General features: G+C 51.3%; 23 protein-coding genes, 1 tRNA gene and 2 pseudogenes. 5 read left to right on the top strand and 21 right to left on the bottom strand.

Translation table 11 applies throughout. The features are described 5' to 3' along the window. The first annotated feature begins 339 nt into the window (after positions 1-339). Positions 340-798, top strand: coding sequence for an Lrp/AsnC family transcriptional regulator (locus BQ5383_RS15805; RefSeq protein ID WP_071433576.1), 459 nt, complete (start codon positions 340-342; stop codon positions 796-798). Positions 799-986: 188 nt separating this feature from the next. Here BQ5383_RS15805 and BQ5383_RS15800 read toward each other — a convergent pair whose 3' ends face one another. Then, positions 987-2,708 (bottom strand): ABC transporter permease, encoded by a 1,722-nt coding sequence (locus BQ5383_RS15800; protein WP_071433574.1) that lies wholly within the window; start codon positions 2,706-2,708, stop codon positions 987-989. Positions 2,709-2,830: 122 nt separating this feature from the next. Beyond that, positions 2,831-3,874, bottom strand: coding sequence for an extracellular solute-binding protein (locus BQ5383_RS15795; protein ID WP_071433572.1), 1,044 nt, complete (start codon positions 3,872-3,874; stop codon positions 2,831-2,833). A 330-nt stretch (positions 3,875-4,204) separates the two neighbouring features. On the opposite strand from BQ5383_RS15795, the gene BQ5383_RS15790 reads away from it, so the two are divergent. Next, the gene (locus tag BQ5383_RS15790) at positions 4,205-4,999 is read left to right on the top strand and encodes an HAD-IIA family hydrolase (protein WP_071433570.1); all 795 of its coding nucleotides are present in this window, start codon (positions 4,205-4,207) and stop codon (positions 4,997-4,999) included. 538 nt (positions 5,000-5,537) lie between these two features. Here the strand turns inward: BQ5383_RS15790 and BQ5383_RS15785 are convergent. The 9 genes from BQ5383_RS15785 to yfmF all read right to left on the bottom strand — a co-directional run bounded on the left by BQ5383_RS15785 (position 5,538) and on the right by yfmF (position 13,720). Next, positions 5,538-6,416, bottom strand: coding sequence for a YitT family protein (locus BQ5383_RS15785; protein WP_139193449.1), 879 nt, complete (start codon positions 6,414-6,416; stop codon positions 5,538-5,540). 29 nt (positions 6,417-6,445) lie between these two features. Further along, entirely contained in the window at positions 6,446-6,856 is a 411-nt protein-coding gene (locus BQ5383_RS15780) for a Mini-ribonuclease 3 (protein ID WP_071433568.1), read from the bottom strand. A 30-nt stretch (positions 6,857-6,886) separates the two neighbouring features. Then, positions 6,887-8,158, bottom strand: coding sequence for a GTPase ObgE (gene obgE / locus BQ5383_RS15775; protein WP_071433566.1), 1,272 nt, complete (start codon positions 8,156-8,158; stop codon positions 6,887-6,889). A 127-nt stretch (positions 8,159-8,285) separates the two neighbouring features. Next, positions 8,286-8,540 carry a 50S ribosomal protein L27 gene (gene rpmA / locus BQ5383_RS15770; protein ID WP_071433563.1) on the bottom strand — a complete coding sequence of 85 codons (255 nt, stop codon included), beginning with the start codon at positions 8,538-8,540 and terminating at the stop codon, positions 8,286-8,288. Positions 8,541-8,552: 12 nt separating this feature from the next. Continuing rightward, a complete protein-coding gene (gene rplU / locus BQ5383_RS15765; RefSeq protein WP_071433561.1) occupies positions 8,553-8,870 on the bottom strand; it encodes a 50S ribosomal protein L21 in 318 nt (105 codons plus the stop codon). A 111-nt stretch (positions 8,871-8,981) separates the two neighbouring features. Further along, entirely contained in the window at positions 8,982-9,845 is an 864-nt protein-coding gene (folD, locus tag BQ5383_RS15760; protein ID WP_071433559.1) for a bifunctional methylenetetrahydrofolate dehydrogenase/methenyltetrahydrofolate cyclohydrolase FolD, read from the bottom strand. A 124-nt stretch (positions 9,846-9,969) separates the two neighbouring features. Then, on the bottom strand, positions 9,970-11,109 hold the full coding sequence (gene lgt, locus BQ5383_RS15755; protein WP_071433557.1) for a prolipoprotein diacylglyceryl transferase: 1,140 nt from the start codon (positions 11,107-11,109) through the stop codon (positions 9,970-9,972). A 27-nt stretch (positions 11,110-11,136) separates the two neighbouring features. Then, positions 11,137-12,438 (bottom strand): EF-P 5-aminopentanol modification-associated protein YfmH, encoded by a 1,302-nt coding sequence (gene yfmH / locus BQ5383_RS15750; protein ID WP_071433555.1) that lies wholly within the window; start codon positions 12,436-12,438, stop codon positions 11,137-11,139. Further along, the gene (gene yfmF, locus BQ5383_RS15745; RefSeq protein WP_071433553.1) at positions 12,431-13,720 is read right to left on the bottom strand and encodes an EF-P 5-aminopentanol modification-associated protein YfmF; all 1,290 of its coding nucleotides are present in this window, start codon (positions 13,718-13,720) and stop codon (positions 12,431-12,433) included. Before yfmF ends, yfmH begins: the two co-directional genes overlap by 8 nt. Positions 13,721-13,993: 273 nt before the next feature. Here yfmF and BQ5383_RS15740 point away from each other — a divergent pair. Next, positions 13,994-14,069 (top strand) — tRNA-Pro (locus BQ5383_RS15740). Positions 14,070-14,142: 73 nt separating this feature from the next. Here BQ5383_RS15740 and BQ5383_RS21940 read toward each other — a convergent pair. From BQ5383_RS21940 to BQ5383_RS21220, 5 genes and pseudogenes are all read right to left on the bottom strand, one after another. Beyond that, positions 14,143-14,502, bottom strand: a complete 360-nt coding sequence (locus tag BQ5383_RS21940) for a DUF4368 domain-containing protein (protein ID WP_338061437.1) — start codon at positions 14,500-14,502, stop codon at positions 14,143-14,145. Positions 14,503-14,718: 216 nt separating this feature from the next. Next, positions 14,719-15,282, bottom strand: a pseudogene (locus BQ5383_RS21935) (recombinase family protein); the annotation flags it as partial. Between the two features lie 36 nt (positions 15,283-15,318). Next, positions 15,319-16,494, bottom strand: a pseudogene (locus BQ5383_RS21650) (MSCRAMM family protein); the annotation flags it as partial. Continuing rightward, entirely contained in the window at positions 16,479-16,955 is a 477-nt protein-coding gene (locus BQ5383_RS15730; RefSeq protein WP_235822000.1) for a ParA family protein, read from the bottom strand. The gene BQ5383_RS15730 and the pseudogene BQ5383_RS21650, both read right to left, overlap by 16 nt. Before the next feature lie 133 nt (positions 16,956-17,088). Next, positions 17,089-17,253: a hypothetical protein gene (locus BQ5383_RS21220; protein WP_172724648.1), complete on the bottom strand. Its 165-nt coding sequence runs from the start codon at positions 17,251-17,253 to the stop codon at positions 17,089-17,091. Between the two features lie 1,004 nt (positions 17,254-18,257). Between BQ5383_RS21220 and BQ5383_RS15715 the strand changes: the two genes are divergently transcribed. Continuing rightward, complete coding sequence (locus tag BQ5383_RS15715; RefSeq protein ID WP_071433545.1) at positions 18,258-18,683, top strand: hypothetical protein; 426 nt, start codon at positions 18,258-18,260, stop codon at positions 18,681-18,683. A gap of 57 nt (positions 18,684-18,740) precedes the next feature. Here the strand turns inward: BQ5383_RS15715 and BQ5383_RS15710 are convergent, their stop codons facing one another. The 4 genes from BQ5383_RS15710 to BQ5383_RS15695 all read right to left on the bottom strand — a co-directional run bounded on the left by BQ5383_RS15710 (position 18,741) and on the right by BQ5383_RS15695 (position 22,297). Then, on the bottom strand, positions 18,741-19,004 hold the full coding sequence (locus BQ5383_RS15710) for a hypothetical protein (RefSeq protein WP_139193448.1): 264 nt from the start codon (positions 19,002-19,004) through the stop codon (positions 18,741-18,743). Between the two features lie 270 nt (positions 19,005-19,274). After that, positions 19,275-19,925, bottom strand: coding sequence for a hypothetical protein (locus BQ5383_RS15705; RefSeq protein WP_071433541.1), 651 nt, complete (start codon positions 19,923-19,925; stop codon positions 19,275-19,277). A gap of 94 nt (positions 19,926-20,019) precedes the next feature. After that, positions 20,020-21,870: a protein kinase domain-containing protein gene (locus BQ5383_RS15700; RefSeq protein WP_071433539.1), complete on the bottom strand. Its 1,851-nt coding sequence runs from the start codon at positions 21,868-21,870 to the stop codon at positions 20,020-20,022. Between the two features lies 1 nt (position 21,871). Next, positions 21,872-22,297, bottom strand: coding sequence for a helix-turn-helix domain-containing protein (locus tag BQ5383_RS15695; protein ID WP_071433537.1), 426 nt, complete (start codon positions 22,295-22,297; stop codon positions 21,872-21,874). A 351-nt stretch (positions 22,298-22,648) separates the two neighbouring features. On the opposite strand from BQ5383_RS15695, the gene BQ5383_RS15690 reads away from it, so the two are divergent. After that, the gene (locus BQ5383_RS15690) at positions 22,649-22,969 is read left to right on the top strand and encodes a putative heavy metal-binding protein (protein WP_071433535.1); all 321 of its coding nucleotides are present in this window, start codon (positions 22,649-22,651) and stop codon (positions 22,967-22,969) included. A 33-nt stretch (positions 22,970-23,002) separates the two neighbouring features. Here the strand turns inward: BQ5383_RS15690 and BQ5383_RS21785 are convergent, their stop codons facing one another. Then, the gene (locus tag BQ5383_RS21785) at positions 23,003-23,131 is read right to left on the bottom strand and encodes a hypothetical protein (RefSeq protein ID WP_268874635.1); all 129 of its coding nucleotides are present in this window, start codon (positions 23,129-23,131) and stop codon (positions 23,003-23,005) included. Positions 23,132-23,153 lie beyond the last annotated feature (22 nt).

The following is a 23,153-nucleotide window of genomic DNA, read 5'->3' as shown; positions in this document are numbered from 1 at the left end:
TGAAAAATTTCCAGCCCTTATTCCATCAGTATTTCTTTTTGAGAAAAGGATAGATTTGACCGATTCCCATTTTTGGGAAGTGCAGCATTTTACCGGCGTTATCTTAAAAAAGCAAAAAACAGAACCATCCTTCGACAGCTCCATTTCCTGGATTTTATCGCCAATATCCTTAAAAATTCCGCCTTAAAATAAAATTAACCAAATTATCATTGAAAGATCGCCCAAAATATGCTACTCTTTAATAAGTTCAGGAGCAGGATCTTTCGGTCTTGTTCCACTGTTTTCTATCGGTCCAACAAGCGGTTTTTCACCGTTAAAGCATAAAAGGAGGAGTTTTTCATGGATCAGATTGATCACAAGATTTTGACTTGCCTCAAGGATAACGCCCGTCAAAAGGCTTCCGCCATCAGTGACGAGATCAATCTTTCTGTTTCTTCGGTCATCGACCGTATCCATAAAATGGAAACTTCCGGAATTATTCAGGGATATACTGTCGTTCTGGATCAAAAGCGCCTGGGCAATGATGTCACCGCGGTGATGGAAGTCAGCCTGGAGCATCCCAACTATTATGATGATTTTGTCAAAATGGTGCAGGAGAACAAGAATATCGTTTCCTGCTATTACCTCACCGGGGATTATGACTTTATTCTCAAGATCCTCACCCACTCCTCAGACAGCCTGGAGCAGATCCACCGGCAGATCAAGAGTATTCAGGGGGTTTCCGCCACTCATACTCATTTCGTGCTGAAAACAGTCAAGAGCGACATTGCTGCCATCCCTGATCCTGAGCAGGTCTGACCCTCGCCCCGCCGGGCAGCACACCGCCAATGACAGAACCGGCTGGCCAGAGTGGTGATAACAAAGAGCTGAACAGCGTCCTCCCTTTGCCGGCGGTTTCGGCGTACAAAAAACGAGCCATGAAACGAAAGCATCCCGCTTTGGTTTCATGGCTCATTTTCATTGGCGCCAAAGGCTTATCCTGTTTTCTAAATTCCTACATCGTCGCCGGAAAAATGACGCACCAGGTAATTCAGCACTACCACGATCAAAATCAAGATGACCGCAAGCGCGGCTGTCAGCAGAATCTTCCCTTCCTCCTGAGTGGAAAATACCACTGTGCCGATGGTCTCATTCCCCACCGACCACAGCAGGGAGGAAAGGGTGATCTCCGACAAAGTGGGCGCTACCACCAGGAAAAAAGAACTGTACAGGCTGGGCATCAGCAGCGGCAGCATGATTTTTTGGAAGGTTCGCAGATGAGAGGCTCCGGAAACTCTGGATGCCTCCTCCAGGGAGCGGTCAATCTGACTGATGGCGCCGGAAATGTTGTTGTATCCCAGATTCATAAAGCGGGCGACGTAGGCGATCAAAAGAATCCAGATGGTTCCGTACAGCTTGACCCCCACCACCGGCAGCGGCTGGGCAAAGGCCAGGATCATCGCCAGGGCAATAATGGTACCGGGCACAGCGTAAGGCAGCGTCACCATCACCTGCATCAGGCGCACACCATGAAACCGCCGGATCCCTCCTTTGATGGCCACATAGGCCACTGCCAGGGCAATCACCGTTACAAGCAGTCCGGATACCGCCGACAAAAACAGACTGTTGCCAAAGGCCCTCTTGATATTGGACAGGTCCAGCAGCCGTGCGAAATTCCGCAGGGTGATATTGCCTGGGCCAAAGGGCAAACCGAAGGTTTTGGTCAGCGCTGTTACCACGGTAGCCGCAATGGGCGCCACTGTGGTGACGGTAAATATCAGCGTCAGGAAAGTGAACAAAGGCCATTTGCCTTTTCCCAGGGGAGAAGGCTTTGCCGCCGTGCTCTTTCCCGCTACCACCACATATTTGTTGGTGCGCAGCACCCGGTTGTAAGCCCACAACCCTGCCAGACCAAACAGCGCCAGCAGCAGTGAATAAGCGGACGCCAGCTGAAGATTATTGGGAAGGTCGGGGCGATTGATGAGATAATAGATCTGTGTTGTCATCAGGCGGATCTGGTTGGGCGCGCCCAGCACTGCGGATACGCCGAAATCCGCCAGAATGAACATAAAAACCAGCAGCGTCGCCCCCATAATGGAAGGCGTGAGCAGCGGCAGGGTGACATCCATCATGGTGCGCCATGGATTTGCTCCGGACACTCTTGCCGCTTCCTCAATGGTGGAATCGATTTTTTTCATAGCCGGCAGTACCACCACATAGGGCACGGCATACCGGTAGATGGTCATGACAAAAACCATTCCTCCCAAAGTATACAGGTTAATGGGAGCGTCGGTAAGGCCAAAGAGCTTCATCAGCCATTCGTTGAAGAAGCCCACCGGCCCCAGAATAAAGGTCCAGGCCACCGCCCCGATAAAGGGAGGGATCAGGTAAGGAATGGCCAGCAAGGTTTTCCAGTGGCGCTTTCCGGGGACATCAGTGCGCACCACCGCCCAGGCCAAAAAGACCCCCAGCGCGGTGGACAAAATGGTGGATGGAATCACCACCACCAGTGTGTTTTTGACACTTTTGAGGATGCCGGGGTCCTGAAAAACCGCCAGATAGTTCCCCAAGCCAATTCCGTCAGCAGTCTGAAAACTGTTCCAGATCAGCACCAAAGAGGGATACACCACCACAAAGGTAAGCAGTACCACCGTCACCCACCAGATGAGTGTGGGAGCCATCTCTTCCAAATTCCACCGCTGCCGGAGCTTTTCCCGTGAAGAGTTCAAACACATCCTTCTTTCTGTCGCTTTTTCCGGATGTACCGGATGGATTGTGTCCGCTGTCGGCTGTTTCACAGACAGCGCCCCTCATGTTCTGCCATGAGGCGGCAGGCTGTCAGGAAACAGGCTCAGTTGGCGGTAAAGATGGTTTCGAACTGTTCACGGATGGCGGAGGAATCCTGGATGAAGGAATCCAGGGCCATATCCATCACCTTGATATCGCTGACGTTGGGGGCCCCTTCCGGCACACCCACATTTTCGCTGACGGGGATATATCCCTGCTCCACAAAGAACTTCTGTCCATCCTCCGAGAGCATATAATCCATCAGCGCCCGGCAGGCGGCCTGATTCTCCTCAGGCACATTGGAAAGCATCGCCACGGGAGTGGGAACCATCACCGCTCCGGATTCCGGCCAGATGATCTCCACCGGGGCTCCCTCATTCTGGGCGTTGCGGATCATAAAATCCACCACCGACACCGCCATATACTCTCCTGAGGAGATCTTGGTCTGGAGGTTGCCGTTGGACTGCTCAAATTTGATGTCATTGGCCTTCATGTCCTCATAGAACTGCCAGCCCAGCTGATCGTTGTTTACATGGGCCACCAGTGTGGTAAAGGCTCCGCCGGAGTAGCTGGGATTGGCCATGGCGAATTTTCCGCTGAGGGCGGGATCGCACAAATCATACCAGTCCTTGATCTCCACTGTATTCTTCAGGGTATTGACAGCGATGATGTTGAAGATCTGCCGCACCTCAAAGGCCATGGAGTCATTGTAATTGAATTTACTGTCGATCTGATCCGCTCCGGCCGGGGTGTAGTGCTCAATGAGTCCCTGTTCATCCAGCTGGTACAGGTACCCGATATCGGCAAACCAGAGCACGTTGGCTTCTGTGCTGCCGGTCTGCAATTCCGCGTTCAGCTTGGCGATGACGTCGCCGGTGCCGGAACGGAAGAGGGAGTAGTCATAGCCGGTTTTGGCTTTGAAATCCTCCAGCATATCGGTCACCAGGTCCTGGGATTCCGAGGTGTATACCACCACTGTTCCCTTCTTCTCCTCGCTCTGGGAACCGGCCGCGGAGGCAGGATCTGTTTTTTCAGAACAGCCTGCAACCGACAGGGCCAGCAGAGCCGCGGCAGCCAGCGCAGCCGCTTTTTTCATTTGGCGTTTCATCAAACACGCCTCCTTCTGAATATTTGCTGTTTTGCACAGCTTTTTTTATTATACCACAAATATACGTCCATAGTTTGAATAATTTTCTTTCCTGAAAGTCTTTTTAGAACCGGTTTTGGAGGCAACCCCTTTTTTAAATGACTTTTCTTCTGTCTGTCCATCTTTTTGGTTGCAAAGGGAAAGGTCCCATGGTACAATAATCCCACAAGGAAAGCGATATGTTTTTCGCCTCCAGGCAGGGTCCCGGCTCAGGTCGGTATCCGGACGCTGTGGATGAACACACAGCGGCTTATCCTTCTCAAAACATCCCTGACAAAGGAGATTATCTCTATGGACAAAACACAGCTGCTCAAAGGTATCCGGTTGTTTGTGCTGGATATGGACGGAACATTTTATCTGGGAGACAAAATTATTGAAGGTTCTCTGGATTTCCTGGAAACAGTCCGTAAAACCGGACGAAAATTCCTGTTTTTCACCAATAACTCCTCCAAGATCCCCTCTGTTTATGTAGAAAAGCTGGCAAAGATGAACTGCCATGTCACAGAAAAGGATGTCATGACCTCCGGGGATGTGACCATCAAATATCTCCAGACCCATTATCCAGGCAAAACCGTTTATCTGCTGGGGACCCCGGTGCTGGAAGAAAGCTTTCGCAGCGCCGGTATCTCCCTGACAAACGAGCAGCCTGATATTGTGGTGGTGGGCTTTGACATGACCCTCACCTACGAAAAACTGGAGCGGGCCTGCACCTTCATCCGCAATGGCGCGCTGTTTCTGGCTACCCACCTGGATATCAACTGTCCCACCGAGGATGGCTTTATTCCCGACTGCGGCAGTATGTGCGCCATGATCTCCCTTTCCACCGGCAAAAAGCCCAAGTATTTGGGCAAGCCTTTCCCTGAAACGGTGGAAATGATCCTGGCGGAAACCGGCTTCAAGCGCCACGAGATCGCTTTTGTGGGCGACCGGCTTTATACCGACGTCGCCACCGGCGTCAAAAACGGGGCCAAGGGCTTACTGGTGCTGACCGGCGAGACCAAACTGGTGGATGTTGAAAATTCTGAGGTTCAGCCTGACGCGATTTTCTTTTCCCTCAAAGATATTGCGGATCATCTGGAAGAATAAAGCCTGTTCGTGGTTACCTCACCAAAGGCTGCCAGACAAAAAGCAATCGCCTGTCAAACCATGGAAAAAGGAACCGGGATAAGCACCGGTAAGACGCCTCTTTCACTGCTGCGGTGAAACTAACACTGCTGTATTTCAGGGAAAGGAAAGCACACTGGAACATTTGATTCCTGTTGTTTTCCAGAATGAACGGCAGCGACGCACAAGGAAGATTGAACAGCGTTACAGGAAGTTTTCCGGCAGCCTGAATGCCATAGGTGAGAGATAGGCATCGCTGCAAACAGCTAAAGCCGCTCCATTTCCATGGAAAAATGACAGACTCTCCCCCACCAGCAATAAATTTTCGAGACAATATTTTCCCCTCAAACAAGTAAAGCAGCCGCCTTCGTCCTGGCAGGATGGAGACGGCTGCTTTTGGTTCAGATGGAGAAGTATGGAACCACATTTCCCGGGAAATCCGAAAAAATGCAGTAAAAAAGCCGTTTTTAAGCTGTAAAGCAAAATAGCTTCACATCTAAAAACGGCTCTTCTTTGTCTGTCAGGTCACTTTTTCTTCGGTCAGATAACGGAATCCGTAGCCCTGGATCTCGCCTGCCTCCAGCGTAATGACAAACGCCTCAGGATCAAACTCCTTGATGATCTCCTCCGCCTTGTGGTACTCATTGGAACGAACGGCACAGAGCATCACCTGACGCTCCTCCCCGGAATAAGCGCCGACGCCCCGTAAAAAGGTAACACCACGGTAGAGATCCACCAGGATTTTTTTGCTCATTTCCTCCACCTTGGAGGAGAAAACCAACAGCACCTTTCCATTGTCCATACCGTAAAGGATACTGTCCAGTGCTTTGGCGGAAGCAAAGATACAAATCAGTCCATACAGACCCGCTTCAATGTTGTGGAACACCATCATGGAACAGATCAGCACCACCACATCAATGCCCATCATGACTTTTCCAATGGGAACATGACGGTAGCGCCGCTGGATCAGACGGGAGAGAATATCGGTGCCTCCTGTAGTGGAGCCCCGCATAAAGATGATGGCCAATCCCACGCCGATGCCCAGACCGCCGAACAGTGCCGCCAGAATGTATTCCCCTTTGTAGATGGGAAAATAGGGCGCCACATAGTCCAGCATGATGGTGAGGATCAAAACAGATTTCAGCGTCTTGACGGTAAAATCTTTCCCCAGAAAGAACCAGGCCAGCAGCAGCAGCGGTATATTGATGGCCATCGTCACCATACCAAGAGGAAGGCCGAACAAGTAATTGAGAATAACGGCAATACCGGATACTCCTCCAGGAGCGATTTCACTGGGAGCCGAAAAACAGCTCAGACCCACAGCAAAAAACAAGGAGCCTACAACGTCATAGACAATATCCCCCAGATACCGTCTGATGTTCCCTTTTTCCTTATTCAATACAATCACGACCCTCCTCACAAACACATTTATACTGTCTTTTGCTCCTCTGCTGCCAGAATAGCCTGAAACAGCTGATGAAGCCGCTCCACTCGGCCGGAAAGATACAAAAAGCCAAACAGTGCCTCTACGCCTGTTGCCCGGCGATATTGGGCTGGATCGCTATGTTTCGGGGCCTTGGTGTTATGGGCATTGCGGCCCCGTTTATAAACAGCCTCCTCTTCCTCTGTCAGCAGCGGCGCCAACACCTGGTAGGCGTCGGATTGAGCCTTGGCACACACCAGTTCCACCGCCATGGAGTGAAGCTGACCCACCGGGCGATTACCAAGCCCAAGCAGGTATTCCCGCACCAACAGCTCATAAACACCGTCCCCGATAAAGGCCAAGTTCAAGGGGCTGAGCAGCTGAGGGGCGGTGTGCTCCCCGTGAAGAGCCTCCATAGGCCACTTCCTTTCCGTTTTGACAATCTGTCAATTGATGAAATCGAACTCAAAGCCCAGAATACGAACGGTATCCCCTTCCTGGATTCCCATCTCCTCCAGCTTGTCGATGATGCCGCTGCTGCGCAGCACCCGCTGGAAATATTGAAGGGATTCATAGTCGTCCACATTCACCATACCCAGGGTGTGCATCAGCCAATCGGCCTCCACCTCATAGACGCCGTCCTCATCCACTGTGATCTTGAACTGGTTCTTTTCCTGACGCTCCATCGGTACAGGAGCGGGCTCCGGCTCATATTCCACAATGGGCGGAAGGGTTTGCAGCTTCTGTGCGATGGCATAAACCAGTTCCCGGGTTCCGGTGGCGGAAGCGGCGGAAATAGGATAGAACTCATACCCCTGTTCCTCCACAAAGCGGCGGAACTCCTCCACCTGCTCCGGCTGGGCGATATCGCACTTGTTTCCCGCCACCAGCATGGGACGGGCGGCCAGGTCTGGATTATATTTTTCCAGCTCCTCGTTGATGATGCGGAAATCCTCCTTGGGGTCCCGCCCCTCACAGCCGGAGACATCCACCACATGGACGATCAGACGGCAGCGGTCCACATGGCGCAGAAACTCATGGCCCAGGCCAACCCCTTCGCTGGCCCCCTCGATGAGGCCGGGAATATCCGCCATCACAAAGTTATGGTCCTCATCCACCTTCACCACACCCAGCACAGGGGTCAGGGTGGTGAAATGATAGTTGGCGATCTGAGGCTTCGCCTCGCTGACCACCGAAACCAGGGTGGATTTACCCACATTGGGGAATCCCGCCAGGCCCACGTCCGCCAGCAGCTTCAGCTCCAGCTCCACATCAAATTTCTCTCCCGGAAAGCCCCCTTTGGCAAAACGGGGAATCTGCCGGGTAGGGGTGGCAAAATGGCTGTTGCCCCAGCCGCCCTTTCCGCCCTGGGCCACCACCGCCGGTTCTGTCCCGGAGAGGTCCGCCAGGATTCTTCCTGTGCCCGCTTCCCGGACCACAGTGCCTCTGGGCACCCGGATGATCAGATCAGGAGCGCCCTTACCGGAGCACTTTCTGGTTCCGCCCGGCTGGCCGTTCTCAGCGAAATACCGTTTTTTATATTTGAAATTCAGCAGGCTGTTTACATTGGTGTCCGCTACAAACACCACGTTGCCGCCCCGTCCGCCGTCTCCGCCGTCCGGGCCGCCTGCGGCCACATATTTTTCCCGATGGAAGGAAACCGCGCCGGGACCGCCGTCCCCCGCCTTGATGGTGATGAGCTCCTTATCGACAAACATTGCCGCACCTCCTCTTGCGCCCTCCAGGGGAGGGCAATGTGTGGTTCTTTTTCTTTTATTTTATCCCAAAAAGGAAACAAATCCCGACGCAAGCGCCGGGATTTGCACCGTGATACTCTTTGTTTCCTTACGCAGTGTAGACGGAAACCTTCTTGCGGTCCTTGCCCATGCGCTCGAACCGAACCTTGCCGTCAGCAAGAGCAAAGAGGGTATCGTCAGAACCGATACCGACATTCTCACCGGGATGGATGTGAGTGCCTCTCTGACGAACCAAGATGTTGCCAGCGAGAACGTGCTGTCCGTCCGCTCTCTTGACACCAAGCCGTTTGGACTCGGAATCACGACCGTTTTTAGTGGAGCCTACGCCTTTTTTATGTGCCATCTGTCAAACACCTCACTTTGCTGCGTTAATCGCGGTAATCTCTACCTTGGTATAGGGCTGTCTGTGGCCCATCTTTCTCTTGGAGTCCTTCTTGGGACGATAGGTGAGAACGGTGATCTTCTTGCCCTTGCCGTTCTTGATGACCTTGCCGTCCACGGCAGCGCCGGCAACATAAGGAGCGCCGAAGGAAACATTGCCCTCCTCGCCTACTGCCAGAACTTTGTCGAAAGTGATGGTGGAATCAGCCTCAACGTCCAGCTTCTCGACGTAGATAACGTCGCCAGCCTTGACGGTGTACTGCTTTCCGCCGGTTTCCAGGATCGCGTACATAGTGTTGGTCCTCTTTCTGTTTAGACTCGCTGTGGAGTACTGGCGGCGCAGGGCGCACTTCGAGCCAGCCACAAGCGGCGTTATTTAGTTTATCATATCCACACTGGCTTGTCAACACCCTTTTGCCGCTTCCAGAGCCATTTCAGCGGCGGTTACCGTGTTTTTCATCAGCATGGAAATGGTCATGGGGCCCACGCCTCCCGGCACCGGAGTGATGTAGCCGGCCACCGGCTCCACCGCCTCATAATCCACATCGCCGCAGAGCTTGCCGTTCTCGTCCCGGTCCATCCCCACATCGATGACCAGCGCTCCGGGCTTGACCATATCCGCTCCCACAAACTTCGCTTTGCCGATGGCCACAATGAGAATATCCGCCCGGCGGGCCACTTCGGCCAGATTCTTTGTCCGGCTGTGGCAGATAGTGACGGTGGCGTTCTGATGGAGCATCAGCATGGCCATAGGCTTGCCCACGATATTGCTGCGGCCGATCACCACGCATTCCTTTCCTTCCACCGGTACGCCGGTACTGCGGATCAGTTCCAGGATACCCGCCGGAGTACAGGGCAAAAACCGGTAATCACCGATCATGATCCGTCCCACATTCTGGGGATGGAAGGCGTCCACATCCTTCCGGGGGTCAATCGCCTCCAGCACCACCTTCTCCCGGATATGCCGGGGCAAGGGCAGTTGTACCAGAATGCCGTGGATCTGGCTGCGGTTGTTGAGACGGTTTACCAGCTCCAGCAGCTCTTCTTCCGTAGTCTCCCCGGGGAGGGCGTATTCCTCGGAATAGATTCCCAGCTGCTGGCAGGCTTTCTTTTTATTGTTGACATACACTCTGGAGGCTTGGTCATCTCCCACGATCACCACTGCCAAACCGGGCTGCATTCCCTGCTCAGTCAGGCGCGCCACGTCCTCCTTCAGTTTTTCCCGAAACGCGGCGGAAACCGCCTTGCCGTCAATGCGAATTCCCATGGTTCCCTCCCCTTTCTGTCCCTTTATTTCTTGGTTTTGCGCTCTGACAAACCTCTTTATCAGACTTCAAATAAAATTCACCGCTGCTTGGAATATTCCTTTCTGTCACAGGGGGATTTTCCGTTTATTCCTTGGGTTCCTCCTGGGTGCTTTGAGAAACTTCCTCAGCATTTTCTTCCCCTTCCTGCTGGGAAATTTGCTCCCCTCCCTCTGAGATATCCGTCTCATCTTTCACAGAAGAATCCTGTTCACCGTTTTCCTCCGGCTCATCTTCTGCTCTCTGCTCAGGGGTATCCTCCGGAACATCCTTGATGCCTTTTGCGGCACGGTCCGCTTTTGCCATCGCCAAAGCACTTTCTTCGGTATTGACATACAGCCGCAGCCAGGAGGGACTATCCTCCTTGCCCGCCCGGAAGTGGAACACGATCAGCAGTACAGCCGAGAGCAAAAACAGCGCCATTCCCAGCCACTGTGATACCCGGATCACACCCCAGGGGGTTTCGGTCACCAGACTGTCGGTGCGCAGCTGTTCGATGAAGAACCGGCCCAGACCGTACCAGGCCATGTATCCCAATGCCACCTGACCGTCGTACTTCCGCCGGGGTGTGAGAACATAAGCCAGCAGCAAAAAGCCCAGGGTGTTCCACACAAACTCATAAAAGAAGGTTGGGTGGACCGGCAGCGTAGGATCCACTGTTTGGCCCAGCTTGGCCAATTCCTCCACCACACTGGGTCTGGAGAGATACTCCTCAATGACCGGGGATGTCATACCCCAGGGAAGAGTGGTATTGGAGCCAAAAGCCTCAATATTGAAGAAATTGCCCCAGCGGCCGATACCCTGTCCCATCAGCAGTGCCGGCAGACAAACGTCCAGCATGGGAATCAGCGGTACCTTTTTGAGCCAGCTTACCAGCGCACCCACCAGAATGGCACCGATGACACCGCCGTAAATGGCCAGTCCGCCTTCCCGGAAGGCGAAAATCTTCATAGGATCGTCCTTATACATGGCATCCCACTGGAAAATCACATAATAGGCCCGGGCACCGATCACACCGCCGACCACGGCGCAAAGAAGGATGTCAAAACCATCATCGGGGTGAATACCCACCTGTCTGGAGTGACGGTAGAAATAGGCCACTCCCACCAAAAATGCCAATGCGAAAGTAATACCATACCAATAAATCGGAAAGTCACCGATGGAAAAGGCTACCCGGTTCAGTTCAATGGTGATGCCCAAACCGGGAAAGCTCAGTGTGTTGGTCATATGTCTTTCTCCGTTTCCCTGTTCATTTTAGCCTTCCGCTTCATCCTTCTGCTCCACAGGATGGATGATGGACACCGCGCTGTACTCCGGAGAAAAATCATCCAGCAGACAATAATTCAGATCCTCCAGGGTCAGATCCTGCACCAGTTGGAGAAGGTCGTACATATTTTCCATCCCGGAAAAATGGGTCAGCACCATCAGACCAGCCACCGACTCAGACTTGCAGTACATTCCGATATACCGGCCATAAGCCGCCTTGCGGCACCGCTCAAAGGCTTCCGGATCGATTCCCTCGTCCCGAAGGTGGTTTACCTCCAGGCAGATCTTTTCATAGACCTGACCGGGGTCCCGGCTTTCTCCGCCATACATGGAAACCAGATAGTCACGGCCGCCCAGCACCTCGTAGGAAAAGGTGGAGTTGATCAGACCGCTGTCATACAGCTCCCGGTAAAGGGGTGAGGATTCTCCACAGATGATCTCCAGCAGAATCTCGCAAAGGACCTGCTTTTTCAGATTTTCCAGACTGTTGCCCGCGTTGCCCTTGAAACCGATCTGGAACATGGGAACCGATACAGGCAGGGACTGCTCCGCCAGATGGGTGCACACTTCCCGGGGTTCCTCCGGCTTGCGCCACTGGATGGTGATGTCCTCGCCGGGCTTCAGAATCTCGTCCGCCAGCTCCAGCACATCCTTGGGGTCGAAATTGCCCGCCACAGCCAGCACCATATTATTGAGATTATAGAAGGTATGATAGCACCGGTACAGCAGATCGGCGTCGATCTGAGCAATAGACTCAGTGGTACCAGCAATATCCAGCCGCACAGGATTTTCCTGATACAGCGCTTCCAGCAGATTGAACATAGCCCGCCAGTCGGGACTGTCGTCATACATCCGGATCTCCTGGCCGATGATCCCCTGCTCCTTCTCCACTGTCTGCTGGGTGAAATAGGGATGGGTCACCAGTTCCATCAGCACCTGCATGGACTGACGGAAGTTGTCGGTGCAGCTGAACAGATAGGCAGTCCGGTCGAAGGAGGTATAAGCGTTGGCGCTGGCGCCTGTCTTGGCGTATTTGGCGAAAGCGTCTCCATCCTCAGATTCGAACATCTTGTGTTCCAGAAAATGGGCGATTCCCGCCGGAACGGTGACAAAGTCATCCTCCTTCTGTGTTTTGAAGGTGGTGTCAATGGAGCCGATTTTGGCGGCAAACAGCGCGTAAGCGGTGGAAAAGCCCTCCATGGGGCAGAGAAGAATGGTCAGCCCCGAGGGATGCTCTACCTTGGTATACTGTTGGCGCAGCGCCTGGGACGCAATGATTTTATTATTCATGGGAATCCTCCTTACTGGTGAGGAAATAAACAGTGTCCAGAGTGACCTGACCGGCAGCTTTGATAACCTGTTCCCGGGTGATGGCACGCACTGCCTCCACATCCTCTTCGGGAGAAGCGGGCTGCTCATACCACAAAATCTGCATCAGATACCAGCTCTCAATAGCAGCCAGGCTGTCCCCCACCGATTTCAGCGAATTGATATAGGCAAGCTTGGTGTTCTCCAGCTCTTCCCCATCAAAATCCCCCTGGGAAACAAGAGAAAGCTGCCGGAGAATCTCATCCTTTGCCTGCTCCTTATTGTCTTTTTCCAGACCGATATCCACCATCATGATTCCCGTGGCGGCGTCAAAGCGGGCGGCGCAATAATAGCACAAGCTCAGTTTCTCCCGGACATGGATAAACAGGCGGGAGAAGGGGGTTCCGCCATAAAGGGCGGACATGAGCTTCATGGCGGTGCGCTCCTGCCGTCCCTGGATGGAACCGGTGCGGAAACCCAGAACCATTTTGGACTGGGCAATTTCCATCTCCTTCTTCCCTTCCTTTACCTGAGAAGCCCGCTCCACAGCGGGAGAAGGTGTATAAAGGCGGGGATGGCGCTGCTGCTTCTGCCACAGCTGGCGGAACTGCTCCTTTGCCAGTGTGGGATCACCGCAGCCAACAAACATGATCTCCACCCGGGCGGTATCCACGATCTGGGCGTACCGGGAGGCGGCCATCTGAGAGGTAAGCTTTCTCGCCTGCTCTACTGTGCCATATTTGGAAATGGCCAGAGGGGTGCCCTCGTTCATCAGCGCCATACACTGGTTGATGGCGTAGGTGCGCTTTTCATTGATCTCCGCTTCGATGGTATCGATCAGGTTCTGACGTTCCAGCTGGAAATCTTCTTGCGGGAAAGCGCCGTCGGTGATATTGGGCTCCAGCACCATATCTCCCAGCAGCTTGGCGCACTGGCCGGAAATTTTCTCTTCGTTCAATGTATACTGGTCATCCACAAAGGTGATGGAGGAGGACAAAATCTGATATTCTCCGCTGCGGGTGACGTCGCTGCTGAGGGCCGCGCCATACAGATTGCACAGCGCCTGCTCCAGACGGGTAAAGTCAGGGCAGCTTTTGCTTCCTCTCCTCAGCAAAAAAGGAATCACAGCGGTGCAGGACGCGGTCTCTTCCTCCAGCGGGACGATAAAGTTGACAGAAATACTGTTGTGCCGGAACTTGTCATCCCGGACGCTGGAGAAGAACACGCCTTCCGCCAGCTGCTCACGATTAAGCTTTTGATTCATTAACAGCTTCGATCTCCATTCTTTGGATTTTTGGGCCGTCTGTCCAGTGAGAACAGCCAGCCGTCCAAAATAAGCATTGCGATTACTGGGTTATTATATCACAATTTTGCCCTTTTGTATTGGCATAATTTCTCTTTTACAGATTGTTCACAGCCAGAGGCCTGTGTTCTCCTGTTACAGACGCCAACCTCCCCGAAAATCCTGATGCGAAAAAGAATCTGTCAAAAAAGCTTGCATTTCGTCAAAAGCTGTGATATTATAGTGAAGCTGTTTCTGGGTGTGGCGCAGATGGTAGCGCGCTACCTTGGGGTGGTAGAGGCCGTGGGTTCAAATCCCGCCACTCAGACCAGTTTGAATGTTCATAACGCAACTGAACATTCCTATGTAAAGGAGTAGTCCGAAAGGGCTGCTCCTTTTCTCGTTTATCCGGCTTTTCCAACCAGATATTCTATTTCTACGCCCTGTCTGCTGTTGAGAACGACATTCTCCGGCAGAACGGGGCTTTGCGGTAAATCCAATACGCCGACAAACTTGTAGTGGATCACAAGGCGCTGCGTCCTGTTTTTTCCTGTCCCCTGAATGTGGTAGACATCAATCCGTTCTACCAATTCGTGAAGCATAGTAGGCGTTAAGGTTTTCATCTGCATAAACTTCCGAACCGCTTTTAGAAACTGATTTTTTGAATACACCCGGCTGTCCTCTTTGTCGCAGATGCTTTCCAGCTCTGCGATTTCTTTTTTGAGGGATTGCTGCTCCTCGTCATACCTTTGCGACAGCTTCATGAAGCGTTCATCGGAGAGTTTACCGCTTACATTGTCCTCGTAGGTGCGCTCAAAAAGCATATCAACCTCACTGTATCGTGCGTTCAGTTCTGCCAGCTTTTGCTTGCGGAAGCGTTTTTCACGCTCATAATCCTGCGAGGTTTTCCGGGCAAGCAATTCAGCAAACTCTTCCTCATTTTCCTGTAGGTAGCTTACCATACGGTTCAGTTCTAAAAGGACAACCTGTTCCAACGAATCGGCACGAACGTAGTGCGTTTCATTACAGGTGCCACGGTTTCCCCGGTAGTTTGAACAGTTGAAATACTCAATGGCGCTGTTCGGATGATTGATATTGTAATGCAGCTTATGCCCGCAGTCGGCGCAGTATAAAAGCCCTGCAAACATATTTTTTTCGCTGTTTTTAGGCTGTCTGCGCTTTGTGCCTGCACGGATTTTCTGCACCGTTTCCCATGTGCTGCGGTCAATAATCGGCTCATGGTGATTCTCAAACACCCTTTGATTTTCTTCCGGGTTTTCGCGGCGGCGTTTGTCCTTGAATGACTTGGAATAGGTTTTGAAATTGATGAGAACGCCGGTATATTCCTGTAAGGTTAGGATTTTGGTAATGGTTGTTTTGCACCATTTACAGGGATTGTCCTGTGTTTTCTTCCCACCTTTACGGATTCCTTTTTTCGCCCAATAATAGGTAGGGGTTAAAATACCGCTTTCCTGTAAAATCCGTGCGGTGGTTTCAATCCCGTTCCCCTCAATACAAAGACGATAGATTTTGCGGACTACTTCGGCGGCTTCCTCATCAATGATCCACTGTTTTGGGTTTTCCGGGTCTTTCTTGTAGCCCTCCGCATTGGTGTAAAAGGTATCAATCTCGGTGATTTCAGGATAGGTGAAAGTCTGCGTAATCAGGCTCCCGTCCGGGCGATAAAGCTGGAAGCCAGCACCCGCATACGGAATTACCTTGCCAGTTTCCGCGTCCACCTTAACAATTTTGATATACGATTCAAAGTTGGCGTTATTGATTAGGAAGCGGTAGGTTTGCCCGTCCTGCGCGATATACACCTCAAATTCTATGAGTTCCCTGCCGGGCCAGCCGAGTGTTTGGCGAACCGTGTAAATCCCGTATGGGAGATCAACGCTTTGGCAGAAACCATTTTCGTCGCAGATAAGATAATCGCGCTCGGTTTCTTTCGCCGCCTCATAACTGCCCGCCGATTTCAGGAACACTTCAAATTCCGCACCTGCTTCCGGCGTTTCAATCTGTGTTTCGCCATCGTCGGTATGCTTGATAATGGCGATATTGCCCTTAATGATTTCTTCCGTTGCGTCAATCGCGGTATCGTTCAGTTCAATGGTATAAAGCTCCGGCTCTGCGCCTACATGATAGACGGTGGGGTCTAAAAGATAGCCCTCACTTGGATTGATCTCACGAATCGACCAGTCCGAATCACAGACGTAATACTGTGTCGTAAACTGGCTATTCTCGTCGGTGGTATAGCTGTCAATCAGGGTTTCGCCCTTGTAGATTCCATAGGTGGCTCCGGCAAGAGAAGCGTCGCCCTGTGCTGTCCCGGTTTCGCTATCGCTCTTTGTAACCGTTACGCGGAATTTCTTGAGGATATTGTGGAAGCTCTTTTGCGTAACCTTATTCCATTCAATAGTTGCGCTCTGTGCTTCGGGGACGACGTATCGAATGTCAACATCTACCTCCTCCAGCACATAGCCCGTGCCGATCAATACGTCCTCAAAACGCGCTACGCCTGCGGAATCCGCCACCGCATATTCGTCAACCTCCAAACCGGAAAGGGACGTGCCATATAAGTGGAATGTTGTGCCTTCCACCAGCCCGTCCTCACTGGTCTTGGTTACTTCCAAATCGCCGCGCTTCAAAGTGTTATTGAAATGCACGGTAGCGGTTTGGCCGCTTACGATAGTAACGCGTTGCGATTGCTGCGGCTCGTAGCGGTCAATCGATTGCTCGGTTAATCGGCCTGTACCGGCACCAGCACATAATCCGAAGCGGAAAGTGCGTTGATAACCAGCATACCGAGGGACGGGTTGCAGTCGAGCAGCACATAGTCGTAGGGCTTTTTGATACTGTTCACATAGCGCCGCAATACGGTTTCGCGGCTTAATGTGTTCACAAGACTCACTTCCACAGCCGATAACGTGCGGTTTGCCGGAATAAAATCAAAGCCCTCGTGATGGTGCAGGATTTCCGGGTGGCTGCTATTCTCCGTATCTGCCACAACATCATTCAAGGCGTTGCCAAGCGTTACAGGCAGGTCGTGGGGCTTTCTTTGCCCAAGCATTTTGGTGAGATCACCTTGCGGGTCAACATCTACCAGCAGAACATTTTTCCCGTTCATGGCCAGTCCTGCGCCGATGTTATATACGCTGGTGCTTTTTCCAACGCCGCCTTTCTGATTGGCTACTGCAATGACCTTTGGTTTTGCCATAGGCGGTTTCCTCCTTTTTCATAGATTTAGCCCCCCATTGGCAAGATGGAGGGCTATGTACGGAGGAAATGAAAAAGCCGCCTATTCTATGGCAGAATAAGCGGCGATTTTCGAACAGGGTAATATGTAGTTTTCAGATTTTCTTTGTAGGGGCATACATCACTTTTAAGAGCAGTTCGTCTACGCAGCCGGAATCCCGATTGTCCCGGAGAAGGACATTTCGCAGCCGGTTGAGGCTTTGAATCACGATAGCAGCTTCATCGGACGTATATGCAACAAAATATTTTTGCTTTTTCATCTGGCTCGCCTCCTTTGTGCTTTCATTATATATGGAGGGGAGGATAGCCGCAAATGTGCAATTTTCATGCTTGGTTTGAGTAGTAAAGTGGTTATAACATTAGATTTTCTCGGTGAAATATATTCGTCTGCTGCCAAAAACCTTGATTTCATGCGGGTTTGCGAAAGTGTCGTTATGAACATCGGTACCAAATACCGCAGAGGAGAAATCCTCTGCGGTATTTTTGTTGTCAATGGAAACCACCGGCTCTGCCGGTGGAGGCATCCCATAAAAAGCTTTAGCTTCAAGCATCGATCGAAGCGAGCTACAAGGAGCAAATTTTCGTCCATGGAAAAACTTCCAAGGAACGTCAATTGCCCGTTTACGGGCTGCGGAGCAAGTGATGCAAGCGAAGTAACATTCAGTGCGTCTTAAGACGCGGGCCGGTAATATGCCCTTCTAGGGCTGATGCAAACCACCAGTTGAACTGGTGGTTTTGATTATTGAGCTGATCGCTTTCAAGGCTCCCCCTCTAGCTTTTCCGCCACAGGGGGAGCCTTACCATCTTATATGCAACTGTCATCAAAAGAGCCTTAGCCTTGGCCGGAGCGGGCTGATTCTGCACCGGAGGAGCAGCTTTGGCAGGCTCCACCTTTTCCGGTTTGTGGAGGCTTATCTACCTTTCCGGCATCGGAAATACTCTGTTTATCGTCAGCCATCCAAAAAACCGTCTTCGTTGTGAACCGGAAAAGCCAGCCCGAGATGGCTGGCCTGTGGTGGAGCATTTTTCTTTTCGCATTGGGATATGTGAAAACGTCACCTATAACCTTTGGGATGGTAAAATCGTTTAGAGTATGGTATATTTTTTATGAAGATCGTAAATCAAAATTTTTTGATGATGTTTGCAAGGAGGAAGAGTGAGCAAGAACGAAATCATTCTTGTCCTTGTTTTCAGTATAACTTCTGCTATAATTCTATGATCGTTTGTAACCACTGTTTGGCATATAGGGAAAGGGGTTCACAATATGACAAAGCGATTTGAAGTTTTTTTAATCGTTTGTCTTTCCATTTCCACTTTAATCTTTGCACTACTCTGGCAAAGCCAAAAAAATAATAAGGATGATATCAGGGCATTGGCACAGGCAAGTGCCGCTGATGCTTGTATCCAGTTTACGGAATATCAAACTGATGGCTGCGAAAGCAGCTATTGGTACGGGGTTGCGGCCTTTCACTCTTTTCAGCAAGCATATCATTCATTGACGGAAGAAACAAATAAAGCGGTCAACTACACTTTCTGCAATGAAGTATATGGGTGTTTGGTTTTGAGTCCAGAAATTAGTCAATCTCATATTTCAGAAATCATTGAAACTATGAGTATTCTTTCGTTGGATGTCGAGGATGAAAATGGGTATATTAAGATGTCAGAACTCCGAAATAGTCTAAAACATTGAGTACATCATGATAAAAACAAGGTGGGAACATCCATTAAGATGTTCTCACCTTGTTCGTTAGCCCTGCTTCTCATTACCTTGTTCCTGGTGTGCTTTCTGCTCGGCAAACTCCCGTTGTCCTTCCTCGCTCTCGAAAAAAGCCTGTATCTCCGGAAGCAGGACACAGGCCAGGGCGTCTTTTTTCATATCCTGCGTGGAATTGGAAACAGACGTGTGTATCAAAACATTCTCTTGATGATACTGCGCATTTTTTGTTTTCAAGTTTATATAGCAGTCTGTGTGGGGGCATAGCTTGATGCTACGCCTTTTTTCCGTTTCCATCAGAATACCCTTATTGGGATTTTTTCGATCCGGCACCTAAAAGGTACCGATATAATACTGAAGTATCACCTTCCGGACAGGGACTCAGAAAAGAAAAGCCCCGCACGGGACGCTCTCTCCTGCGGGACTTGTTCTTTAAAGACTTGATTCTCCATGATCTTGCTGTCCAACAGCAAATGTGTTCTCCCACTCTCCCCCATTGCTGCTGGACCGGCAAAACAGAAAGTAACTTTACCATCAATATAAAGGGATTGTTTCACTGACAAACCATCAATCCAAAAATGTTACGCTGTCATCTTCTCCGATAGCAAGCTTCAGGTAAGTAATTGTATCACCCTCATAAATACTGTAGATCCCCAAAAAGTCGGTATCGGGGGCGAGTTCCTTTTTGCTGTAGGCTGTACCATTAAAGACAATGTCAGGACCGTCGGTCAACACGCCAATTGCAGACTCCGTTTCCACGGTAACCCCTTCACAGGCCACAAATACCTTGATGAGGTTATCTTCCAGTGTAGTTCCCTTTGGGGCGTCAGCGGTAATCGCCTTGCAGGTGACAACAGAGCCGTCGCCAAAGGAACAGCCGCTCCCCAGGCTGATCATGGCGTGATAGTCGCCTGCGATGGTAAGACCGCCGTTAAAGGTGCAGTTGTCAAAATAGATATTGCTGCGCAGTTCATTGGCCCCATCCCGTGTGCTGGCCGGATCCACGGTGACTGTAACCATTTTATCAAAGGTCACATCGTAAACCTCGGTCTGTTCACCGGCCTTCAGCTGGTAATCGTATTGTACTTCGGCCTGTGCCTGGGTGTTATCAGCTTCAGAATCCCCGGAGTGTGCGGAATCATTGGTCTTTGTACAGGCGCAGAGCGCCAGCAGCAGACACCCCGCAAGGCAAACAGCAAGCCATTTGTTTCGTTTCATTATAATATCCTCCCCTTGGTCAGCCTGAGCTGACATTTTTTTCAGCATACCACGGCTGAAGAATAAAGTGGTGCGCAGACAGCGCACTATACTTTCACTGATACTGAATATGGAATGAAGCACTGGACAGCTGTTCCTGCGCCAATGGCTGGTGCTGCTGACTGAGGGTAAGAAGCGTGAGCCAGGGGCATTCCAGCAAGGGTGTGAGATCAGTCAGAGGATCTTCCCGCAGATCCAAATCCGTCATTACGGGAAACTCCGGCAAAAATGACAAGTCACTCACACCCGTTTGCCCCAGATTTACAAAACGCAGATTCGGCAGCAGCGCCAGTGCTTCGGGGTGAGAAACGGTACTGCCGTACAGATCCAGATCCTGAAGCTTTTGGAAACCCACAAAGCAGGACAAATCGACTGCCGGAGTGGAATACAGCCGCAATTCCGTCAAATTGGTCAGCCCTGCCAATGTTTCCACCGCGCCGCCGGGCAACTCCCCCACAATCAGGCGGGAAAGGTTGGGACAAGACTTCAAAGGCGAGAAATCAGCCACCCAGGTGCTGCGCACATTGAGAGATTGGATGCCGCTGCCTTCAAAAACCTCCACAGAGGTGATACCGGTAGCATCCAGTGTCACCTCCTGCAAGGCGGTCAGCTGGGCCAACGCTTCCACTGAGCGCACGGGATTCTCTCCCAAATCCAACACCCGCAGCCCCGTCAGACCGGACAGTGGGTCCAAATCGGCAATCTGATTGCCTGTAAGACTGAGATACTCCAGCGGCAGATGGGCCAGAGGAGACAGATCGGTAATCTGCTGATAATCCAGAACCAGCACTCGCAGATTGGTGCATTTTTCCAAAAGCTTCAAATCTTCGTCACTGATATCCCCGTGGACAGTTTCCACTGCATAATGGTCGTGGGCGGAAACGGCCAACTCCTCATGTTCCTGGATGGTCCCCACTTGCGTTTGTCCGCACACCAGCAACTGCTTCACCTCTCCCAACCGCTCCACCGGGATAGGCTCTCCCTCATTGAGCTGCAATTCCTGGCGAAGAGCATCCTCCAACAGAGGAGACTGGGGTTGTACATTACCAGCACTGCCCCACAAAAGGCCAAGGATCATGGTGATACAGGCCATACCGACAACTGCTGCTGCAGCCCGGTACCACCGCTGATATTTTAATGCCCTGCACACCGCTCGGACAGAGGAATAACGGTTTTGGGGATCGAAGGCCGTACAGCGCCGGATGACATGGCGCAGCGGTCCAGCTTTCTCACCGGGTGATGAGGGCTCAAAGCTGCCTGTACACAAAAAGCGCATCAGCATCCCCAGACTATAGATATCTGAGCGCTGATCTGTTTGCTGATAACCGAATTGCTCCGGCGGAGCGGTCGCTTTTGTCCCCAGAAAGACCGTATCTCCCTGTTTGTCCGGTTGGTGGAGACGAGCGGCGCCCAAATCGATCAGATGGCAGCGGCCGGACTGATCCAAAACCACGTTCTGGGGCTTTACATCCCGGCATATGACCGGCGGATGTTGACTATGCAGGTAATGCAGCACCTGACACAAAGATAAGGCTATTGTCCGTATCTTTTCTGGAGAGAGGGGGCCCTGAGCCGTCACCTGCTCATAGAGACTGACGCCCTCCACATACTCCCGCACCAGGTACTCCATTCCTTCCCACTGCAGATAAGCCAACGGACGTGGGATTTGAGGATGCCGCAGCCTGCGCAGCAAATCATATTCCTGTTTCAGCGGGTCCTCCCGTCCCGCAGGCTGAATTTTCAGTACAGCAAACCAGCCTGCCTGATCCTGTATGAGATATACCTGGCGTTCTCCATCCTTCAGACAGGATAAAGCGGTGTACTGGGCACTCAAACCAGGAGGCAGTTGGAGGCAATCCAGTACCTGAGACTGATACTCCCGCAAAAACTGTTCTCTCTTCTCCATATCAGGTCTCCTTGCCAAAAAGGCTCCGTTCCGGCAGGGAGGAAAGCAGTTCCTCTGTTTCCAAAAGGGTCATTTTCTGATTGAGGGCAAAAATCACAGCGGCATCCCGGCGCACCTTGGGATATAGAGCGCCGCAGCCTCCCACCGCCAGCAGCCGCTGGGTCTCTTTCAGGGAAAGCTGCAACGCAAGCGCTGTTCGAAGCAGGATATCCCGCCCGGGTACCCGTTCGCCTCTCAGAATCTGATACCCATAGGACTTGCTGATGTCCGCTCCAGCGATCCACTGGGGAGCCGACATTCCCGCTTGTTCCAGCATCTCCCGCAAAATCCGGGCGCAGGTAGGTGCCGCCCATTTTTGGTTTAAAAAGGCTTCCCCGCTTTCCCGGCTGCGTAACCTGTGGAGCAGTTTGCTGGTAGTTTCCGGCATACGCTTTCCTCCTTTCCAGAGTCATTTTTATTATAGCAATAATTGTCAGGAAACCAAAGAAAATTTTATTTTTCCTTTTTGAGAGGGTTTCGGAAACAGAACCCCATGCGATTTTCCCCCTTTTGTCAAAATCCCCTGTACAAGTTGTTCCTTTTTATCTCTGGGTGGAATACGAATTCTGGCATCAGAATCATAGCCCTTCCCATAAAACGCATCATTTTGTTTTTTAACTCCCTGGACACTGCCAGTGAAACTTGTTATACTGAAAATAGCCTTAAACAATTTCAAACGTTGGCAACAAAAATCCCCACTAGAATTGATCCATTTTAACTTTTAAGGAGGCTGTCAACAATGATCGTTACCACCACCCCTTCCATTGAAGGAAAGAAAATTACCGATTATAAAGGTATCGTATTTGGAGAAGTGATCTCCGGCGTGGATGTTATCAAGGATTTTACCGCCGGACTGAGCAACTTTTTCGGCGGACGCTCCTCTACATATGAAGACGAGCTGATGAGAGCCAGAGAAACCGCCCTTCACGAGCTGGAACAGCGTGCTTCCTCCATGGGGGCCAATGCTGTGGTGGGCGTGGATGTGGACTATGAGGTGCTGGGCGCCAATAACGGAATGCTGATGGTCACCGCCAGCGGAACCGCTGTAGTGGTGGAATAAATCTATTTCTCTGCCCCTTTTCCGCTTTCTGATTCATAATAACAGCTGAACGATATCCTTTTTATGATTTTGAACTGATTTTGCAAAAACGAGTTTTCCACAGACTGAAGCAGGCGTTTGTCCTGCTTTTTTCTGATTTATTTTCTTTTTGTGCTTTTTCATGATTGGATGGAACCTTTTCTCC

Origin of the sequence: Angelakisella massiliensis (genome assembly GCF_900104675.1) — a bacterium.
Taxonomy (GTDB): domain Bacteria; phylum Bacillota; class Clostridia; order Oscillospirales; family Ruminococcaceae; genus Angelakisella; species Angelakisella massiliensis.
Note: the sequence above shows the minus strand (reverse complement) of the source record. Positions and strands in the feature narration are given on the sequence as shown.

Coding starts and splice junctions, on each gene's coding strand:
- BQ5383_RS21220 (WP_172724648.1), bottom strand. CDS start 17,253: ATGAAAAAGCAAAAATATTTTGTTGCATATACGTCCGATGAAGCTGCT.
- folD (WP_071433559.1), bottom strand. CDS start 9,845: ATGGGAATTCGCATTGACGGCAAGGCGGTTTCCGCCGCGTTTCGGGAA.
- yfmF (WP_071433553.1), bottom strand. CDS start 13,720: ATGAATCAAAAGCTTAATCGTGAGCAGCTGGCGGAAGGCGTGTTCTTC.
- BQ5383_RS21940 (WP_338061437.1), bottom strand. CDS start 14,502: ATGAAGCTGTCGCAAAGGTATGACGAGGAGCAGCAATCCCTCAAAAAA.
- rpmA (WP_071433563.1), bottom strand. CDS start 8,540: ATGGCACATAAAAAAGGCGTAGGCTCCACTAAAAACGGTCGTGATTCC.
- BQ5383_RS15710 (WP_139193448.1), bottom strand. CDS start 19,004: ATGGAAACGGAAAAAAGGCGTAGCATCAAGCTATGCCCCCACACAGAC.
- BQ5383_RS15715 (WP_071433545.1), top strand. CDS start 18,258: ATGACAAAGCGATTTGAAGTTTTTTTAATCGTTTGTCTTTCCATTTCC.
- BQ5383_RS15730 (WP_235822000.1), bottom strand. CDS start 16,955: ATGGCAAAACCAAAGGTCATTGCAGTAGCCAATCAGAAAGGCGGCGTT.
- BQ5383_RS15700 (WP_071433539.1), bottom strand. CDS start 21,870: ATGGAGAAGAGAGAACAGTTTTTGCGGGAGTATCAGTCTCAGGTACTG.
- BQ5383_RS15695 (WP_071433537.1), bottom strand. CDS start 22,297: ATGCCGGAAACTACCAGCAAACTGCTCCACAGGTTACGCAGCCGGGAA.
- rplU (WP_071433561.1), bottom strand. CDS start 8,870: ATGTACGCGATCCTGGAAACCGGCGGAAAGCAGTACACCGTCAAGGCT.
- BQ5383_RS21785 (WP_268874635.1), bottom strand. CDS start 23,131: ATGAAAAAGCACAAAAAGAAAATAAATCAGAAAAAAGCAGGACAAACG.
- BQ5383_RS15780 (WP_071433568.1), bottom strand. CDS start 6,856: ATGGAGGCTCTTCACGGGGAGCACACCGCCCCTCAGCTGCTCAGCCCC.
- BQ5383_RS15690 (WP_071433535.1), top strand. CDS start 22,649: ATGATCGTTACCACCACCCCTTCCATTGAAGGAAAGAAAATTACCGAT.
- obgE (WP_071433566.1), bottom strand. CDS start 8,158: ATGTTTGTCGATAAGGAGCTCATCACCATCAAGGCGGGGGACGGCGGT.
- BQ5383_RS15705 (WP_071433541.1), bottom strand. CDS start 19,925: ATGAAACGAAACAAATGGCTTGCTGTTTGCCTTGCGGGGTGTCTGCTG.
- yfmH (WP_071433555.1), bottom strand. CDS start 12,438: ATGAATAATAAAATCATTGCGTCCCAGGCGCTGCGCCAACAGTATACC.
- BQ5383_RS15790 (WP_071433570.1), top strand. CDS start 4,205: ATGGACAAAACACAGCTGCTCAAAGGTATCCGGTTGTTTGTGCTGGAT.
- BQ5383_RS15795 (WP_071433572.1), bottom strand. CDS start 3,874: ATGAAACGCCAAATGAAAAAAGCGGCTGCGCTGGCTGCCGCGGCTCTG.
- lgt (WP_071433557.1), bottom strand. CDS start 11,109: ATGACCAACACACTGAGCTTTCCCGGTTTGGGCATCACCATTGAACTG.
- BQ5383_RS15805 (WP_071433576.1), top strand. CDS start 340: ATGGATCAGATTGATCACAAGATTTTGACTTGCCTCAAGGATAACGCC.